Annotated in this window: 13 protein-coding genes; 9 read left to right on the forward strand and 4 right to left on the reverse strand. The window is 52.7% G+C overall.

The window, feature by feature from the left end; genetic code table 11:
- Positions 1–5: 5 nt before the first annotated feature.
- Positions 6–302, reverse strand: a complete 297-nt coding sequence (locus tag VAE48_RS09710; protein WP_322793127.1) for a hypothetical protein — start codon at positions 300–302, stop codon at positions 6–8.
- Positions 303–415: 113 nt separating this feature from the next.
- A complete protein-coding gene (locus VAE48_RS09715) occupies positions 416–811 on the reverse strand; it encodes a response regulator transcription factor (protein ID WP_322793128.1) in 396 nt (131 codons plus the stop codon).
- Positions 812–1,027: 216 nt separating this feature from the next.
- Here VAE48_RS09715 and ppdK point away from each other — a divergent pair, with 216 nt between their 5' ends.
- The 5 genes from ppdK (at position 1,028) to VAE48_RS09740 (ending at position 9,131) form a co-directional block, all read left to right on the forward strand.
- Entirely contained in the window at positions 1,028–3,796 is a 2,769-nt protein-coding gene (gene ppdK / locus VAE48_RS09720; RefSeq protein ID WP_322793129.1) for a pyruvate, phosphate dikinase, read from the forward strand.
- Positions 3,797–4,052: 256 nt separating this feature from the next.
- On the forward strand, positions 4,053–5,723 hold the full coding sequence (locus VAE48_RS09725; RefSeq protein WP_322793130.1) for an amino acid permease: 1,671 nt from the start codon (positions 4,053–4,055) through the stop codon (positions 5,721–5,723).
- Positions 5,724–5,898: 175 nt separating this feature from the next.
- On the forward strand, positions 5,899–6,858 hold the full coding sequence (gene pdhA / locus VAE48_RS09730; protein ID WP_322793131.1) for a pyruvate dehydrogenase (acetyl-transferring) E1 component subunit alpha: 960 nt from the start codon (positions 5,899–5,901) through the stop codon (positions 6,856–6,858).
- Positions 6,859–6,870: 12 nt separating this feature from the next.
- Positions 6,871–7,842 (forward strand): alpha-ketoacid dehydrogenase subunit beta, encoded by a 972-nt coding sequence (locus VAE48_RS09735; protein ID WP_322793132.1) that lies wholly within the window; start codon positions 6,871–6,873, stop codon positions 7,840–7,842.
- Positions 7,842–9,131, forward strand: a complete 1,290-nt coding sequence (locus tag VAE48_RS09740) for a dihydrolipoamide acetyltransferase family protein (protein ID WP_322793133.1) — start codon at positions 7,842–7,844, stop codon at positions 9,129–9,131. Before VAE48_RS09735 ends, VAE48_RS09740 begins: the two co-directional genes overlap by 1 nt.
- Positions 9,132–9,184: 53 nt before the next feature.
- On the opposite strand, the gene VAE48_RS09745 is transcribed toward VAE48_RS09740, so the two are convergent.
- Positions 9,185–11,596 carry a transglycosylase SLT domain-containing protein gene (locus VAE48_RS09745; protein ID WP_322793134.1) on the reverse strand — a complete coding sequence of 804 codons (2,412 nt, stop codon included), beginning with the start codon at positions 11,594–11,596 and terminating at the stop codon, positions 9,185–9,187.
- A 171-nt stretch (positions 11,597–11,767) separates the two neighbouring features.
- Here VAE48_RS09745 and VAE48_RS09750 point away from each other — a divergent pair, with 171 nt between their 5' ends.
- From VAE48_RS09750 to VAE48_RS09765, 4 genes are all read left to right on the forward strand, one after another.
- Positions 11,768–12,733: a carbohydrate kinase family protein gene (locus VAE48_RS09750; protein WP_322793135.1), complete on the forward strand. Its 966-nt coding sequence runs from the start codon at positions 11,768–11,770 to the stop codon at positions 12,731–12,733.
- A 19-nt stretch (positions 12,734–12,752) separates the two neighbouring features.
- Complete coding sequence (gene ahcY / locus VAE48_RS09755; protein ID WP_322793136.1) at positions 12,753–14,012, forward strand: adenosylhomocysteinase; 1,260 nt, start codon at positions 12,753–12,755, stop codon at positions 14,010–14,012.
- 254 nt (positions 14,013–14,266) lie between these two features.
- Complete coding sequence (gene moeB, locus VAE48_RS09760) at positions 14,267–15,427, forward strand: molybdopterin-synthase adenylyltransferase MoeB (RefSeq protein WP_322793137.1); 1,161 nt, start codon at positions 14,267–14,269, stop codon at positions 15,425–15,427.
- Between the two features lie 20 nt (positions 15,428–15,447).
- The gene (locus VAE48_RS09765; RefSeq protein WP_322793138.1) at positions 15,448–16,341 is read left to right on the forward strand and encodes a PIG-L family deacetylase; all 894 of its coding nucleotides are present in this window, start codon (positions 15,448–15,450) and stop codon (positions 16,339–16,341) included.
- A 9-nt stretch (positions 16,342–16,350) separates the two neighbouring features.
- Here the strand turns inward: VAE48_RS09765 and VAE48_RS09770 are convergent.
- Positions 16,351–18,041: ATP-dependent Clp protease ATP-binding subunit (locus VAE48_RS09770; RefSeq protein WP_322793139.1), on the reverse strand; the 1,691-nt coding region annotated here is incomplete at its 5' end.

The raw sequence follows: 18,041 nt of genomic DNA on the forward strand, positions 1-18,041 counted from the left end.
ACTTTTCAGGGGAAAATTTCGGTTAACATCGGTTCATAAAAACAACGGCAGCCGTTGGGGCTGGAGCAACCTTCGACAGGTAAAGCCGGCACCTGATCTTTGGGGTAAGTTGCAGCCATGGACTGACAGACCGGGCAGGCATCATCATCTACCACCAGTCGAATATCACGGACGCGGGGATTTTCCTGTAATTTTTTGAGCGCCACCGCACTGACGGAAAATTGCCTGAGGTTTGCGCCACAGTTTTGACATTCCAGGGCTGTGTCGGGTGATTGCGTGTAGCAAAGTGAACAGGTCTGCACGTGAATTGCTCCTTGATTGAAAATTTCCCTTGAAAGCAAAACAAGGATATTCGATTGAACATCCTGTTTGAAATGGAACAGATGAATTTTACTACAAATTTGGCGTGTTCCGCTCAGGGGGTGCTGGCGGCGGGTATGTTGGATGGGATCGGTTTCGTTCGTCGAAGCAGCGTATGGATGCGTGCAATTAACATACTGCTTGAAACCGGTTTGATCAGATAATCATCGGCTCCGGCATCCAGTGCAGTTGCAACCATCCCGGGATGATCCAGTGCGGAGAGAATGAGGATGGGCACATTGCTGAATTCACGAATGTGTTTGCAGACCTGCCAGCCGTCCATATCTGGCATCATCAGGTCAAGAATGACAATATCGGGTTTCTCGCTCGCGGTTTGATCAACCCCCTCCTGACCCGAATTCACCGCAATGACATGTGCAGGGATGGTTCGCAACAGTGTGGAAAGTAATTCTGTCATGGCAGGGTCGTCATCAATGACCAGTATTTTCATTCGCCTCTCCTTTGCATTGAGTACAACCCTATTATCAGCGAACTTGATGGATTTTATCCTTTCAACTTCTTTACAAATGGGGCTTTTATTTGATCAGTCAACCGAAGGTGAACTCACCGAAAAATCGTCAATTTTGTGGTAGAATGTGACGATTAAGGGCTTAAGGCGAACTATCCCCTTTCAGGGGTTAAACATTTTCTGGAGGTTAAAGAAAACATGAAGAAATGGGTATATTTATTCCATGAATTGGATGCTGCCGAAAAGTATGTGGGCGGCGATTGGGATGCAGTGCGGGGGCTTTTGGGGGGCAAAGGTGCCAATCTGGCAGACATGACCCGGCTGGGTGTACCGGTTCCACCCGGATTCACCGTCACCACTGAAGCCTGCAATGCTTATCTTGCGGCTGGCGGAAAATTCCCGGAAGGGATGTGGGAACAGATGCTGGAAGCGCTCAAAGAAGTGGAGCGACTGACCGGTAAGAAATTCGGTGGCAGCGATAATCCCCTGTTGGTTTCCTGCCGTTCCGGTGCAAAGTTCTCCATGCCGGGTATGATGGATACTGTCCTCAACATTGGGCTGAATGATGAGACGGCTCAGGCGATGATTCGGTTGACCAACAACGAACGCTTCGTTTATGACTCGTACCGCCGCCTGATTCAAATGTTTGGCGCAGTAGTTCTGGGCATGCCAGATGAGGCATTTGAAGATGTTCTGGAAGAATATAAGCGCGAAAAAGGCGCTAAACTGGACACCGACCTGACCGCCGAGCATTTGAAAGAACTGACCCATATTTTCAAAGGGGTTGTCCGTAAGGAACTGGGTTTTGATTTCCCCATGGACCCCTATGAGCAGATGAAACTGGCTACCGAAGCGGTGTTCAAATCCTGGAATGGAAAACGGGCGGTGGATTATCGCCGCGCGACCAACATCCCGGATGATTTGGGCACGGCGGTCAACATCGTCACCATGGTATTCGGTAACATGGGCAATGATTCGGGTACAGGTGTGGCGTTTACCCGCAACCCGGCCACCGGCGAAAAGAAACTCTACGGTGACTACCTGCTCAATGCTCAGGGTGAAGATGTGGTTGCCGGTATCCGCAACACCGAGAAGATTGAGAATCTGGAACGGGACATGCCCGAATGCTACCGCGAATTCCTGCAAATTTGTGATAAATTGGAACGCCACTACCGCGACATGCAGGACATGGAATTTACAATTGAACGGGGTAAATTGTGGATGTTGCAAACCCGCAACGGCAAACGGACTGCCAAGGCTGCGGTTAAGATTGCGGTGGACATGGCTAATGAGGGCATCATTTCCCGGGAAGAGGCTGTCAAACGCGTCAGCCCCGAGAACGTTGATACACTGCTGCACCCACAGTTTGATGCAGAAACCATTAAAAAAGCCAAAGCGGATGGCCGGTTCTTCGCCAGTGGTGTGAACGCCTCACCCGGCGCGGCGGTCGGGCAGGTGTACTTTGATGCCGACACCACGGAAAAAATGAACAAGGAATATCATCAGGATGTCATTATGGTGCGCCCATTCACCAAACCGGATGATGTTCACGGTATGCTGGCTGCCAAGGGTATTCTCACCAGTGAGGGTGGGGCTACCTCGCATGCTGCAGTGGTTGCCCGCCAGTTTGGCGTTCCGTGTGTGGTGGGTGCGGCCAGCGTGCGCATTGATCTGGACAAACGCCAGATGGAAGTGGATGGCAAAGTCGTCAAAGAAGGCGAGTGGATTTCACTGGATGGAGGCACCGGAGAGGTTTTCTTGGGTAAACTGCCGATGACTTCCCCCTCTCTGGAAGAACAGACCGATTTGTTAACGCTTTTGGACTGGGCAGATGAGATCTGTGCCCGTCCTGGCATTCGTAAGAGCGTCAACGGTTCACCCACCACCGGATTGCAGGTTTGGGCAAATGCCGATTATCCAAAAGATGCCCAGCGCGCGCGTGCTTACGGCGCTAAAGGAATTGGCCTGTGCCGCACCGAGCACATGTTCTTTGAACAGGAACGTTTACCCATCGTTCAACGCATGATTCTGGCAAAGTCCTCTGAAGAGCGCAAAGCCGCTTTGGATGAGTTGCTTCCCTTCCAGCGGGCAGACTTTGAAGGTTTGTTCACTGCCATGGATGGCTACCCGGTCATCATCCGCCTGATTGATCCGCCGCTGCATGAGTTCCTACCGGCTGCCAAAGACCTTGAAGAACAGATCATCACCAAGCGCATTGAGGCGCTGGCGGGTTACGTGCTGGGCAAGGGTGAGCCTAAAGAAGTTGTTGAACTGGAAAGAATGCTGCAGGCCGTGGAAGCCATGCACGAAAGCAACCCAATGATGGGTTTGCGCGGCGTGCGTTTGAGCATTGTCATGCCCGAAATCGTTGAGATGCAGGTTCGTGCCATTTTCGAAGCGGCTGCCAACGTTACCCTCAAGGGTGTACATGCCAAGCCTGAAGTGATGATCCCGCTCACCGGTCACGTCAACGAGTTGAAGGTCATTCAGCCGCGTCTGGAAGAAATTGCCCGCGAGGTGATGAAAGAAAAAGGTGTGTCCTTCCCCTACAAGTTTGGCACCATGATCGAAATCCCACGCGCAGCGGTTACTGCAAAGGAAATTGCCGAAATTGCGGAATTCTTCTCCTTCGGCACCAACGACCTGACCCAGATGACCTTTGGTTACAGCCGCGATGATGCCGAACGCAGTTTTCTGGTCACTTATGTGGAAAATGGCATTCTGCCCAAGAATCCCTTCCAGACTCTGGATCGGGATGGAGTTGGCCGGTTGATGCAGATTGCGGTTGAAGATGGACGAAAGGCGCGTCCGGACCTTGAAGTGGGTATTTGCGGCGAACACGGTGGCGATCCGGCCTCGATTGAATTCTGCCATCTGGTCGGAAACAACTATGTGTCCTGCTCGCCCTTCCGGGTGCCGGTAGCCCGTCTTGCGGCTGCCCATGCCGCCCTGAAACACGCTGCATAGTTGGAGCAAAGTTTGGGTTAAATAAATCCCCGATCAATTTGGGCGTTCTCTGCCCCCTCCAGCCTCCCCCAATATCGCCGCGACGATATTGGGGGAGGCGCATGTAGGGAGCCAGTTGTCAAATGAAAAAAATTAAGCAAATGATCTGCTTTGCGGAATTGAAAGGTTGTTTTTGAACAGGGTTGGTATAATTTTTTTGTAGGCATCCTTCTTGCATAACTGGTTCTGATGTCACCCCCTACAAGGAGGAATAAAGTTGAGCGAATTAACTGAGTTGATTGCTCCGCAGGCAGAAACAAGACCTGCCAGCAAGGCCGGCAGGTTTACAAACTGGATCGGTTTTTGGACGGTGATCGGTTTGGCGCTGGCGGGAGTTGGTCTTGTTCAGGCCGTGTGGCTGCCGGTGAGTGTGCTGCCCGGCGTTTATCCGGGTATTAATCTTACCAACGTCATGCTGATCGGACTGGCGGGCATGCTGTTTGTGTTATTGACCGTTTGGACGATGGGCCGACTGGTTGGGCGGGAAGCGCCGGATTACTACTTTGGCACGCGAGTCATTCACCCCCCACTGGGTTTTGCGTTTAGCTGGACTTTCTTGATTGGGGGCGGGTTATTTATCGGCTTTCTGGCAAGTATGTTTGCACGGTTAATTCTGCCTGATCTGGCAAACCTGCTCGGTAATGTACTGGGCATTTACGATTTACAGGTTTTTGCAGCTGCACTGAATAATCCGCAGGTGATGGTCTACATTGGAAGCGGATTGATTTTTACGGCTTTTATCCTTTCTATCCTTTCTCCGCGAGCAATTCGCAGCATCATCGGCTGGGGGGCCGGGATTTCGATTGCGGGCTGGCTTGTAATTCTTGGACAGTTTGCATCTGTTCCTCAAAACCGATTCAGCGAAATGTTTGACCGAATTTTTGGGGCTGGTTCGCATTCTCTGCATCTTAATCTTGCCTTTCAATTGGGGATGAAGGCTCAGGGCGAGACCCTGCCTGAGATGATTGCCATCGGATTCATCATTGGCCTGTCGGGCTTTTTTGCACTGGGCTTACCGGTGTGGATGTCCGGTGAGCTGCGTACTGACCGGCGGAATATCGTCCCAGCCGGTTTGCTGGCGCTGATTGTGGCTGGTTTTTTGGGTGTTGCAGCGGTCGCGCTGGTCGAAAGAACCATTTCGTGGCAATTCCTGGCAGCAGAAAGTTTTCTGCGCCTGAAGGGCATTACTGGCGAAGGCGGAGTGGTTTTACCGATGCCGGTTTCAACCCCTGGCGGGGGTAGTTCAACCGGTGTTCTGCGGGGAATTATAATGCCCTGGCTGCCGTTTTATGCAGCGGTTGTCCAGCCCAACCCGCTTTTATTGTTCTTTTTAGCCGTCATCTGGGTTGTGATGTTTGTTCTGGTTGTGCAGGTATATATGATCTCCTTGAGCCGTATTCTCAAAGCCTGGGCAGATGACCGCCTCATGCCGGAGTGGGTTGGTCTGGTGCACGCCCGGCAGCACAGCCCCCTGTTTGCGCTTCTACTGGTGACCATGATTGCCCTGCTGGTGGTCATTGATGCGGCGCAGGCAAACTGGATTGGAAATCATTACAATTTTGCGCTGTTTGTGGCTTTTGGGCTTTTGTTGCCGGTTCTGGCAATGATCAAAAATCCCTATCATTTCCTTGCAGAAGGAGAGGATAGACCATCGCGGGGCTGGGTGCGCTTTTTGGGGGGAACTACGCTGTTGATCTTGATCGCAGGAATCAGCCTGCCGTATGTCTTTCAGGTCAACATTTTACCGGTTGACGGACAGTCGGCTGTTCTTTTAGCGATTGTTTTTGTCAGCGGTCTGATCTGGTTTATTGGCCGGCGGCTGTATTTGAAACAACGCGGGATAGATTTGATGGCTTTTTTTAAAAAGCTTCCGGAGAAAAGTCAATAATCCAATCATCCTTCTGGATAATCTGAAATCCACCCCTTCAGGTGCTACAAACCCCTGTGAGGGGTTTTTGATTCTGGTATAATGCCTGTGAAATTGTCCAGTTAACTGGCAAATGTGACCCGCAGCGGGGTCAGCGGATGGAAGGATACATCGAACAAAGGAGGATCTCCAGCCGATGGAGAAACGAGAATATCTCAATCTTTATCATCAAATGGTTGTTATTCGCCGGCTTGAAGAACGTTCGGCGGAGTTGTACCAGCAAGGTAAAATCGGCGGTTTTTTGCACCTGTACATCGGACAGGAAGCGGTCAGCACCGGCTTGATCTCCGTGAGGAGACCTGAAGACCGCATCATCACCGCCTATCGCGATCATGGCGTGGCAATCAATTGCGGCCTTTCCGCGCGGGAGGTGATGGCGGAATTGCTTGGTAAGGTTACCGGCTGCTCGCGTGGGAAGGGCGGTTCAATGCACCTCGCCGATGTCAAGAAGAATTTTTGGGGTGGTCATGCCATTGTCGGCGCGCATTTGCCGATTGCAGCTGGTCTGGCACTGGGGGATTTTTACCAGAACAACAAAGCGGTGACGGTGTGTATGTTTGGAGATGGCGCTACCAATATTGGATATTTTCACGAAGCTCTCAATCTTTCCAAGGTATGGAACCTGCCGGTCCTGTGGGTGTGTGAAAATAATCAATACGGCATGGGCACCGCGGTAGATCGGGCTTCGGCGGTTTCAGAAATGCGCCGCAAAGCGGATGGCTATGGCATGAAAAGTGAAGCGGTGGACGGCATGGATGTAATCAAAGTCCGCGAAGTTTCAGCGCGCCTTTATGAGGAAATTCGCAATGGGAGCGGTCCACAATTTTTAGAAGTGATCACCTATCGTTTCCGAGGGCATTCGATGGGCGACCCGGAACGGTATCGTTCTTCGGAAGAAGTAAAAACCTGGCTGGAAAACGATCCCATCGGTATTTATCACCGTTATTTACTGGAAAATACCATCGCATCCGAAGAAGAACTTCAGGAGCAAATTCGATTGGCCGAAGAAGAGGTCAATGATGCGGTAGCGTTTGCCGAAGCCAGCCCGGAACCGCCGGCAGAAGAATTGTTCAAGCACATTTACGTTGAAGGATAACGGGGTGACACTATGGCACGAATAACCATGCGCGAAGCCATCTCTCAGGCGTTGTGGGAGGAAATGGAACGAGACCCCAGTGTTTTCATTCTGGGAGAGGAAGTTGGGGTTTGGGGCGGTACCTACGCCGTGACCAAAGGTTTTTATGATCACTTTGGACCCGAGCGAGTGCGCGACACACCGATTGCAGAAGCAGCCATTATTGGTGCAGCAATTGGGGCGGCATTAACCGGTCTGCGCCCTGTTGCTGAATTAATGACCATCAATTTCGCCTTTTCGGCAATGGATCACATCGTCAATCAGGCAGCCAAACTACACTACATGTTTGGCGGGCAAATGATTTTACCGCTGGTCATCCGTGCGGTGGGAGGTGGAGGACGGCAATTGGGTGCTACTCACTCGCAAACCCCCGATGCAATTTTTGCTCATTTCCCCGGCTTGAAGGTGGTTGCCCCCGGTACGCCTGCGGATGCCAAGGGTATGCTCAAGGCGGCTATTCGCAGTCAGGATCCGGTTCTGTTCATCGAACATGCCACACTGTACCAGACCCGCGGTGAAGTGCCGGAGGGGGATTATATTGTCCCGCTGGGCAAATCCACCATTCAACGGGAAGGCCGGCATGTGACGATTGTGACCTATTCCAAGATGCTGGAGATTTCCACCAAAGCCGCCGATCAACTGGCAAAAGAAGGCATCGAAGCCGAGATTGTGGATTTGCGCTCGTTGCGTCCCCTGGATATGGCGCCGGTGTTAGAATCATTCAAAAAGACCAACCGGGCTGTCATCGTAGAAGAAGGCTGGCGGTCTTACGGTGTCGGTGCAGAAGTTGCCAGCCGGATTTATGAAGAGGCCTTTGATTATGTGGATGCTCCCATCAAGCGGGTGGCACAGGCTGAAGTGCCGCTGCCTTACAACCGTACATTGGAACAAATGGCACTTCCTCAGGTGGAGGATGTGATACAGGCGGTCAAGGAGGTGTTGTAATGGCTGAGATTATTGCCATGCCCAAATTGGGCTTTGATATGGCGGAAGGTACGCTGGTGCGCTGGGTGGTCGGCGAAGGTGAAAAAATTGAAAAAGGGCAGGTCCTGGCTGAGATTGAAACCGACAAAGCCACCGTTGAAGTTGAATCCAGCGCAGAAGGGATTGTGTATCGTCATCTGGTCAAGGCTGGCGATGTGGTGCCGGTAGGCACCCCGATAGCGGTCATAGCAGCCCCCGGTGAAGAAGTGAAAGACTTGCCGGGCGAAGCGGCTGCAGAAGAATCTCCACTGGCAGCGGCTCAACCTGCAGGTCAGCCCACAGGGACTGTTACTGCTGTTGAAGCGCCAATTGTGACCGCCGATGAAGAGGGGCGCACCAAAGCCTCACCTCTTGCCCGCCGCATGGCACTCGAATATGGCATTAACCTGAGTCAGGTACAGGGGAGCGGCCCCGGTGGGCGGGTTGTCAGGCGTGATATCGAGAGGGTTTTGCAATCGGCGCCCGCTGAACCTGCACCAGAAATTGAAACGCCGCTGCCTTCTGTTGCAGCGCCTGCAGTCCAGCCTTCTGCGCCAATCCCGGCTGCTATGCCGTTGCCTGCGATGGAAGATCAGCGCGCGGCAGTGGATAAACTGCGCGCTATCATCGGAAAGCGTATGGTCGAATCCAAAACCCAGATTCCGCACTTTTACCTGACCAGCGAAGTGGACATGGCAGCACTCATGGATCTGCGCAAGCAGTTCAACACTCAATTGCCTGAGGAGCAGAAATTATCGGTCAATGATTTTATGATCAAAGCTGCTGCGCTTGCTTTACGGCAGTTCCCTAACCTGAATGCTTCTTTGCAGGGGAACGAGATTGTTCGTCATGGACACCGTAACATTGGCGTTGCGGTCGCGCTGGAGAACGGCCTGATGACGATTGTTTGCAAAGATGCCGATTTCAAATCGCTTGGTTTGATTTCTCAAGAGGTCAAGGAAATGGTTAGTCGGGCGCGGGCTGGTAAAGTCCGCCCGGAGGACATTGAAGGCTCAACATTCTCGATCAGTAATTTAGGCATGTTTGAAGTTGAGCATTTTGTGGCGATCATCAATCCGCCGGAAGCGGCAATACTGGCAGTTGGATCCGTAAAAGAAGTGCCGGTTGTGGAAAATGGTGTGATCAAACCCGGTTTACGAATGAAGATGACCCTTTCTGCCGATCATCGGATTACCGATGGGGCAGAGGCGGCTAAATTCATGCAGACCTTGAAGAATTACCTCGAAAAACCGGCCTTGATTTTGCTGTAAGGATTACAAAGTTGAATTTACAAACAGGGGCTGGTCAGCGACCAGTCCTTGTTTTATTTGCGCTCGTAGATGAGACGGTAGATATTCATGATCTCAGCAATTGAGCGGATGTACCGCTGTGTTTCCTCAAAGCGGATGACTTCCACGAACAAATCGGGGTCGCCGCCGGAAAGTTGTGACCAGGCATAGGCATTGCCCGGACCGCCATTGTATGCTGCAAGAGCAAGATACAGGTCGCCTCCAAAATAATCACGTTGATTCGCCAGGTATTTGGCTCCCAGTCGGATATTGATCAACGGATTGTGTAAATCTTCCACCTGAAAGTCCGGATAGCCGTAGCGTTCAGCCAATTCCTGTCCCGTTGCAGGCATAATCTGCATCAACCCGCGCGCACCGGCGCTGGAAATCACAAAGGTTTCAAAGAAGGATTCCTGGCGAATAATACTGAACAGGAGCAGCGGGTGAAGGCCGGTTTCATTGGCTTCCTGCATCACCACGTCCTTGTAATAAGCCCCAAAGCGCACCAGATTGAAAAAGCGCGGGGCAGTCAGCGTTTGCAGATTGTCCATGCCGGCCAGATTGAGAATCTGACGACTGGCAAAGATGGCAGGCCGGTATGCCCCAATTTCCAGCATGATATTCAGAAAACGGTAGAGCGCGGTTGGATTTGAAGAGATTTCTTCACGCAGGCTTTCAAATTCACCGCGGGCGGTCTGGTAGAGACCGAGTTCCCATAAAGCCATACCGCGGATAAAGCGCGGATTTTGCGCTAAATCCCCCAGCCCTTCCAAATCCGTTTCAGGAGGAAGGGAAAAAGTGTCGCGTATCCAGTCTTCTGCCCGTTGTCGCTCGCTTGCCCAATCTACACCCAAATCATACACCGCTGGCGGATGAAGGGGCGGCTGATTGTTGAGCAGTTCATCCGCTCGTTCGCTGTAATAACCGGTTGGGTCCAGTGAGGCGGCTTGCTGCCAGGAAGCGCGGGCATCGTCGAGGTTACCGGCCCGCTGTTGAATTTTTCCAATCCACAGCAGGGCGGCAGCCTGATCGTTTGGTGAAGTGGAAAGCACCACCTGTCTTTGAAAGGCATTCAAGGCGCGTTCATCGGCGCCGATGCGGTAGTAAGTGATGCCAGCCAGAAATTGAGCGCGCGGGCTGATCGAGGCAGCCGGGTATTCTTGAAGCAGTCGTTCCCAGGTTTCAGCGGCGCGGGTCAAGCGATTGCTGCGTTCCAGAATTCGCGCAGCGCTAAACAAGGCATTGGGCGCTTCACTGGCGGAAGGATTTTGGGAAACAAAATCTAAAAGCGTTGAAGCAGCCGCTTCAAAGTTTTCCAAAAACGCCCACTGCGTATAGGCAATTTCCTGCCAGGCTGTGGAGTAAAACGAGTCGCCGGGGTGATCGCGAATCAAGGTTTGCCACTCTTCCAATGCTCCTTCAATGTTATTGATCTGGCGGAGGGCAAGGGCGCGGTAGTGGTGAGGTATGCCGTCGTGGTCCGGATTATTGTTGATGTAACCCAGCAGAACTTCGGCTGCCAGGGCGTACTGTCCGGCAAAATAATTGACCAGCCCGCGGTTGAGTTGATTGACCGGTTGACCAGCGTTGACCAGTTCAATCAGCCCGGAATAGGTGTCGTAATAGCGTGGAAAGTTGTTGACCGAATCCTGAAAGCGGGCGTAGGCTTGCTCCGGAAATCCCAGAATGAGATAGGCTTGGCCTGCCAGAAAGTTTGCCTGGGCTTTGTAATATTCATTGCTTGTACTTTGGTAGGCATCCAGATATTGGCGGATGGCGGATTCCAGATCATTCATTTGCTGGTAAGCCTGACCGATACGAATTTTCAAGCGGGCAGTATCCTGCGTATCGGAGGCCTGGATGGCTTTCTGGAAGGATTGAATGGCTTGCTCATATTGACCGGCGGCCATCCAGGCTTCCCCCGCTTTTTCAGCAATCAGATCATCCAGAATACCCGGCTTAAGTTGTAAATACATTTCATAGGCTTCGGCTGCCTTTTGATATTCGCCTGTATTCAGGTAGGTTTCCGCCAGAAAGTAATACCCATTTGCGAGGGATTGATTGGCCGGGTGTTCGTTTATCAATGCCAGCAAAGTATCAGCGGTCTGCTGGTAATTTCTTTCTTCAAAATATGAGCGGGCAATTCCCACCAAAGCAGCCGCCTGAATTTCAGGATCACTGGTTGCCAGAGCGGCGGATTGATATTCCTGTCGGGCGCGTTGGGTGTCGCCCAGCAGCAGGGCTGTATCCCCCTGGTTTAAACGTACGGAGGGCAGGGGGGTGGGTGTGGGCGTCGGCGGGGAAAGCGTGGGTGTATTCAGGCTTTCAGGCGTTGGAGTCATCTGCCCTTCAGATGGGTTTGTTGAGCGGTTGAGGGGTAAATTGCAGCTCAACATCACCAGCAGCAGAAGGATGGAAACCAGGCGGATATTTTTCATTTTCGGCATAATGCCTTATACCGGAATGTGGGGGATGTGTCAATGTTTCGAAATCTATTCGGCGGCTTTTTCAATGGTATAATCAACTCGCTCCCCAGCGGGAGCAATTTTGATGACTTTGTGGTCAGATTCTAAACGTTGAAACAACGAACCTTTTAAGTGAAGGGTACGAAATCTAGCATGAGTATCGTTCTGACAGGCTCAATTGCCTATGATTACCTGATGACCTTTCCCGGTTATTTTAAAGACCACATCATGCCGGATCGGCTGGATTCGATCAGTCTCTCGTTTCTGGTTGATCACATGGTGCGACAGCGGGGAGGGATTGCACCCAACATTGCTTATACGCTGGCATTACTGGGGGAAAAACCGCTGGTATTTGGCACAGCGGGTGAGGATTTTGAGGATTACCGGCAGTGGTTGGAAAACCACAACATTGATACAACTTACATCCGCATTATACCGGGGGTCTTTACCGCCAGTTTCTTTGCCAATACCGATCTTGCCAATAATCAGATTTGCAGTTTTTACACCGGTGCAATGGCATTTGCGCGCGAATTATCACTGGAAATGCTGCAATCCCGCCCGGAAATGGTGGTCATTTCGCCGAATGACCCGGTGGCAATGGATCGGTATGTTGAGGAATGCAAGCAAATGCAGATCCCTTATGTTTATGATCCCAGCCAGCAGATTGCCCGCTCGAACCCGGAAGAATTGCGGCGAGGAGTTGACGGGGCTTACAGCCTGTTTGTGAATGAATACGAGTGGGAACTGCTGCAAAAACATACCGGCTTCAGTGGAGATTTCATCCTGCATCGGGTGCCGCTGGTGGTCATTACGCGCGGTGCAAAAGGCGCGTCCATTTACTGGCAGGCCAATGAGGTGGAAGTCCCTGCCGTACCGGTGGAAAAAATTGTAGATCCAACTGGCGTAGGGGATGCCTTCCGCGGTGGATTTTTGCGGGGGTGGCGACTGGGTTTGGATTTTGAAATTTGCGGCAAGATGGGCTCACTGGCTGCGGCATATTGTTTAGAGCAGCGTGGTACCCAATCGCATTATTTTACGATCGAAGATTTCATCATGCGTTTTCGCGCTCATTTTGATGATGGTGGTAAGCTGGAAATGATGACTCAAAAAACTGCTTAATTTTTTTAGGAGGAAACGAATGACCAATTTTGATGTGAAGGACTTAAAACTGGCAGAAGGAGGCCGACGGCGGATTGAATGGGCAGCGCGCGAAATGCCCGTGCTGCGCCAGATCCGCGAGCGGTTCGAAAAAGAACGCCCGCTGGCGGGTATTCGCATTTCAGCCTGCCTGCACGTGACTACCGAAACAGCCAACTTGATGCAAACGTTGCAGGCTGGTGGAGCAGAAGTGGTGCTGACTGCCTCGAACCCGCTTTCGACGCAGGATGACGTGGCCGCCGCGCTCGTTTCTCATTCCGAGATACCGGTATATGCAATCAAGGGTGAAAACAACACGGTTTATTACAAGCACATTCATGCCGCGTTGGATCATAAACCGCACCTGACGATGGATGATGGCGCGGATCTGGTCAGCGTTTTGCACAAAGAACGGCGGGAATTGCTGTCCAACGTGATTGGTGGGACGGAAGAAACCACCACCGGTGTCATTCGTTTGCGGGCAATGGCAGCCGATGGTGCACTGGCTTTCCCCATCATTGCCGTTAACGACGCCATGACCAAACACTTCTTCGATAATCGCTACGGCACTGGTCAATCCACCATTGATGGAATTATCCGCGCAACCAATATTCTGCTGGCTGGCAAAAATTTTGTGGTGGCGGGCTATGGCTGGTGTGGACGCGGCCTGGCGATGCGGGCGCGCGGCATGGGTGCCAATGTGATTGTGACCGAAGTGGACCCGCTCAAGGCGCTCGAAGCGGTCATGGATGGCTACCGCGTGATGCCGATGAAAGAAGCGGCCCAAATTGGGGATGTGTTCTGCACGCTGACGGGGGATATTAACGTCATTGACCGCCAGCATTTCGAAGTGATGAAAGATGGAGCGATCATCTCCAATTCCGGTCACTTCAATGTGGAAATCAACATCCCTGCGCTGGAGGGAATGTCCTCCTCCCGGCGGCTGGTGCGGCCGTTTGTCGAAGAATTTGAGTTGAAGGATGGCCGCCACATTTACCTTTTGGGTGAGGGCCGTCTGATCAACCTGGCTGCAGCCGAAGGCCATCCTGCCAGCGTAATGGATATGTCGTTTGCCAATCAGGCACTCAGCGTAGAGTATATGGTCAAGCATGCTGCCGACCTTAAGAAACAGGTTTACAGCGTGCCGGCAGAAATTGACAGCGAAATTGCCCGCCTGAAACTGGCTGCCATGGGTGTTGAAATTGACGTGTTGACCGATGAGCAGCTGCGCTATCTGAATTCTTGGGAAGAGGGCACCTGAGCCAGGACCACCGTCAGTTCGGAGCAAATCCTTTTCATACCCATTTCAGTATTTCTGACCCCTTCCAACGCTCCTTCAATATCGCCTTATGTATTGCGGGAGGTTGGAGGGGGTAATTTTGCTTTATGCCGAATCTTCACTTCTTAACGCGAAAGGAAATACTCCTTGATTGATCCGAATATTGGGCATCTTGCTTTAACTTGGGGTACTTCGTAGTACAATTGTTTCATCATCCAAACGAAGGGAAAGACCAGATGGCTCAAAAAGTCGAATTAACTCAAGAGGAAATTTTGCGCTACTCGCGCCACCTGCTCATTCCCGAAGTGGGGCTGGAAGGGCAGCGTAAGTTGAAGGCCGCCTCGGTTTTACTGGTGGGCAGCGGAGGATTGGGATCTCCGATTGCTCTGTATCTGGCGGCGGCGGGTGTTGGGCGGATTGGGATTGTAGATTATGATGTGGTTGACACCTCCAATTTACAGCGCCAGATTATTCATGATACCCGCCAGGTTGGGGTGTTGAAAGTCGAATCGGCCCGCAATCGGCTGCTTGCGCTGAACCCCTTTGTTCAGGTGGATGTCTACAATGAAGTTTTTACATCCCAAAACGCTGAACGAATTGCAGCCGATTACGATATTCTTGTGGATGGGAGTGACAACTTTCCCACCCGTTATTTGTTGAATGATTTAGCCGTGTTGAGCGGCAAGCCTTTTGTATATGGATCCATCTTTCGTTTTGAGGGACAGGTGAGTGTATTCGATGCGCGCCATGGCCCGTGTTACCGCTGTCTGTTCCCGGAACCGCCTCCGCCAGATACGGTGCCTTCCTGTGCGGACGCGGGGGTGTTCGGTGTGCTGCCCGGCACGGTTGGCTCCATTCAGGCAACCGAGGTGATTAAACTGATTCTGGGAATCGGCGAACCGCTGATTGGTAAATTGCTGCTATACGATGCGCTGGAAATGAGTATGCAGGTGATTTACCTGCGGAAAAATCCACGCTGCAAGGTGTGTGGTGAATCGCCCGAAATCACCCACCTGATTGATTACGAAGCCTTTTGCGGCGTGCCTGCACGGGCTGTACAGGAAAATGGGTTGGAAGCCGACCGCGTCATTGAACCGTCCGACTTGAAACAGCGCTTGGAAGCGGGGGACGAGGTAATCTTAGTGGATGTGCGTGATCCGGTTGAGCAGCAAGTTTCGGCATTGCCCGGAGCGCTGGTCATCCCGTTGGAACGGCTGCCTCATCGCATCCAGGAACTTGACCCGCAGCGGGAGTACGTGCTGTTCTGCCGCACGGGTGTGCGTTCGGCGCGGGGTGTGCGTCAACTGGTGGCAGCCGGTTTTCCCAAGGTCAAGAACCTGCGCGGCGGATTGAACGCATGGGCCGAGCAGGTTGACCCGACCATGTTGAAATACTGAGGAAGATGGGGTAGGTATTAATGAGAAACCTTTCCAAAGAAAAACCGGTTTTACTGGCAGTTCTGGCTCATCCGGATGATGAAACCTTTGGCATGGGCGGCACACTGGCCTATTACGCGCGCCGAAATGTAGCAACCCACCTGATTTGCGCCACGCGCGGTGAGGCGGGCGATGTGGACGAGGAATATTTGAAAGGTTACCGCTCGATTGCCGAACGAAGGGAGGCTGAACTACGCTGTGCAGCCGGAAAATTGGGACTGGCGGGGGTTTATTTTCTCGGCTGGCGTGATTCCGGAATGCCCGGCTCGGCGGATAATCAACACCCGCAGGCGTTGATTCAGCAGCCGCTGGAGGAGGTGGCTGCTCAAATTGCGACCTTTATCCGGCGCTTGAAACCGGATGTGCTGATTACCTTTGACCCGATTGGCGGCTACCGCCATCCCGATCACATTTTCATCCACCGGGCAACCGTTGAAGCTTTTCGTCTGGCAGCCGATGAAAACTGGCAGGATGCCGAAAACCTGCCGCCCTACCGTCCGGCAAAAGTGTATTTTCAAACCATCCCGCGCGGTTTCCTGCGCTTTGTGGTGCGATTGCTGCGTTTGTTTGGCAAAGACCCGCGCAAATACGGGCGCAACCACGATATTGATCTGGTTGCCATCAGTGAGGTGGATTTCCCGACCCACGCGGTGATTGATTACCGTAAGGTAGCCGACATCCGCGACGAAGCCTCAAGATGCCATGCCAGCCAGGGCGGCGGTTCACTGACCGGAGGGTTATTCGCCCCTCTGCGGCGGATTTTTGCTTCCAAAGAACTTTACATGCAGTATTACCCGGAGCCAGAAAATGGGCGGGTTGAACGAGACCTGTTTGAAGGCATCGTTCAACTGCCGCCCTTTAAGCGTGAGGATTAATTCCGGTTATCAGGCTTCGACCGGTTCGCCGACAACAATGGACTGGAATACCAGCCCTTCGGGGGTGGCGTCCACCAGAATGGTATCACCCTCTTTGAATTCGCCCGAAAGGACTTTGAGCGCCAGCACATCCTGTACTTCCCGCTGAATGGTGCGTTTGAGCGGGCGTGCGCCAAAGTCGGGGTCGTAACCGGCTTGGGCAAGATATTCCTTGGCTGCCGGGGTTACCTCCAGTTTCAGTCCGCGCTGCATGAGCAGGTTTGCCAACCGCGCCAGCTGAATATCCACAATCTTGACCAGATCATCGCGAGTGAGCGGGTCGAAGATGACGATTTCATCAATGCGGTTCAGGAATTCCGGGCGGAAGTGCGCCTGCAAAATGCGGTTGAGCGTTTCCCGTCCGGGTTTGCCATGCGCGTGATTCAGCCACAATTCGCTGCCCAAATTAGAGGTCATGATGACCACCGTGTTGCGGAAGTCCACCGTGCGGCCCTGACCGTCGGTCAGCCGCCCGTCATCCAGCAATTGCAAGAGGACGTTGAAGACCTCCGGGTGCGCTTTCTCAATTTCATCGAAGAGAACCACGCTGTATGGCTTGCGGCGGACTGCTTCTGTCAACTGGCCGCCCTCTTCATAGCCGACATAACCCGGCGGCGCGCCAATCAGCCGTGAAACGGTGTGCTTTTCCTGATATTCGCTCATGTCAATGCGAATCATGGCTTTTTCGTCGTCAAACAGGAATTCTGCCAGAGCGCGTGCCAGCTCGGTTTTGCCCACCCCGGTTGGTCCAAGGAAAATAAATGAACCAATTGGGCGGTTCGGGTCCTGCAATCCGGCGCGGGCGCGGCGTACCGCATTGGAAACCGAGCGGATGGCGTCATCCTGCCCGACAACGCGTTGATGCAAACGTTCTTCCATGTGCAGCAGTTTCTGCATTTCGCCTTCCATCAAGCGGGAAACGGGGATGCCGGTCCAGCGCGAGACAATCTCGGCGATTTCTTCGGCGTCCACCTCTTCTTTGAGCAGTGCGCCTTCTGATTGTATCTCCTTAAGCCGGTTTTCAGCTTCGCGCAGTTTTTGTTCCAGTTCGCGCAGCAGGCCGTAGCGCAGGCGGGCAGCTTTTTCAAGGTCGTTGCGGCGTTCGGCATCTTCCATTTCAATGTTGGCCTGTTCGATCTTTTCCTTCACTTCCCGCAGGGCTGCAATGGCCTGCTTTTCAGTTTCCCAGCGGGTGTGCAGTTCAGCGGCGCGTTCGCGCAGGTCGGCCAGTTCCTGTTCCAGTTTCTCCAGCCGTTCTTTGGAGGCTTTATCTTTCTCCTTTTGCAAGGCCTGCCGTTCGATTTCCAGCTGCATGATTTGGCGATCCACTTCGTCCAGCGCTTGCGGTTTTGAGTCGATTTCGGTGCGCAGGCGGGCAGCGGCTTCGTCAATCAGGTCAATGGCTTTATCCGGCAGGTGCCGGTCGGTGATATAGCGGTGCGAAAGGGTAGCTGCCGCAATCACGGCTGCATCGGTGATGCGAACGCCGTGGTGCACTTCATAACGTTGTTTGAGGCCGCGCAGGATGCTGATGGTGTCTTCCACCGAGGGTTCCTCGACCAGCACGGGCTGGAAGCGGCGTTCCAGAGCCGGGTCTTTTTCGACGTGTTTGCGGTATTCGTCAATGGTGGTGGCGCCAATCATGTGCAACTCGCCGCGTG

The organism is Bellilinea sp., from assembly GCF_034432615.1.
In the GTDB taxonomy this organism is placed as follows: domain Bacteria; phylum Chloroflexota; class Anaerolineae; order Anaerolineales; family Anaerolineaceae; genus Bellilinea.

Excerpts from the sequence above, each read along its gene's own strand:
- ppdK (WP_322793129.1), top strand. The coding sequence starts at position 1,028 with ATGAAGAAATGGGTATATTTATTCCATGAATTGGATGCTGCCGAAAAG.
- VAE48_RS09740 (WP_322793133.1), top strand. The coding sequence starts at position 7,842 with ATGGCTGAGATTATTGCCATGCCCAAATTGGGCTTTGATATGGCGGAA.
- VAE48_RS09735 (WP_322793132.1), top strand. The coding sequence starts at position 6,871 with ATGGCACGAATAACCATGCGCGAAGCCATCTCTCAGGCGTTGTGGGAG.
- VAE48_RS09765 (WP_322793138.1), top strand. The coding sequence starts at position 15,448 with ATGAGAAACCTTTCCAAAGAAAAACCGGTTTTACTGGCAGTTCTGGCT.
- VAE48_RS09750 (WP_322793135.1), top strand. The coding sequence starts at position 11,768 with ATGAGTATCGTTCTGACAGGCTCAATTGCCTATGATTACCTGATGACC.
- VAE48_RS09745 (WP_322793134.1), bottom strand. The coding sequence starts at position 11,596 with ATGCCGAAAATGAAAAATATCCGCCTGGTTTCCATCCTTCTGCTGCTG.
- ahcY (WP_322793136.1), top strand. The coding sequence starts at position 12,753 with ATGACCAATTTTGATGTGAAGGACTTAAAACTGGCAGAAGGAGGCCGA.
- moeB (WP_322793137.1), top strand. The coding sequence starts at position 14,267 with ATGGCTCAAAAAGTCGAATTAACTCAAGAGGAAATTTTGCGCTACTCG.
- pdhA (WP_322793131.1), top strand. The coding sequence starts at position 5,899 with ATGGAGAAACGAGAATATCTCAATCTTTATCATCAAATGGTTGTTATT.
- VAE48_RS09715 (WP_322793128.1), bottom strand. The coding sequence starts at position 811 with ATGAAAATACTGGTCATTGATGACGACCCTGCCATGACAGAATTACTT.